Source organism: Phytoactinopolyspora endophytica (genome assembly GCF_004138495.1).
GTDB lineage: Bacteria > Actinomycetota > Actinomycetes > Jiangellales > Jiangellaceae > Phytoactinopolyspora > Phytoactinopolyspora endophytica.
Genome location: NZ_ML142875.1, coordinates 30,960 through 31,297, shown reverse-complemented (window position 1 = coordinate 31,297; position 338 = coordinate 30,960). Strand labels below are relative to the sequence as shown.

Below are 338 nucleotides of genomic sequence, written 5' to 3'. Positions count from 1 at the left end.
CGGCCGCGGCAGGAGCCGCCAGCAATTCGGCAAGCGATTTCCAATCTCTACCGATCCGCTCCCCCATGGCGGGTGGCCCCATGTCGGATGGCGTGGACGCGACCCAGCTGGAACATCTCGACCGTGGCCTCGTCGCTGCGGCGACTGACGAAGGCGTGTACCTCAGCTGGCGCCTGCTCGGCTCCGAGGTCACCGGTCACACCGACCACGGCATGACCGGCGCCGGCTTCCACGTATACCGCGACGGCGAGCGCATCGCCACGGTCACCGACAGCACCAACTATCTGGACGAAGACGGCTCCTCGGATTCGGAGTACCGGGTCGCGGCTGTCGTCGAC

General features: G+C 67.5%; 1 protein-coding gene. It reads left to right on the top strand.

Annotated elements, in window-relative coordinates:
• Positions 1-53: 53 nt before the first annotated feature.
• The coding region (locus ELR45_RS39930; RefSeq protein ID WP_476704145.1) for a rhamnogalacturonan endolyase family protein at positions 54-338 on the top strand (285 nt) is incomplete at its 3' end.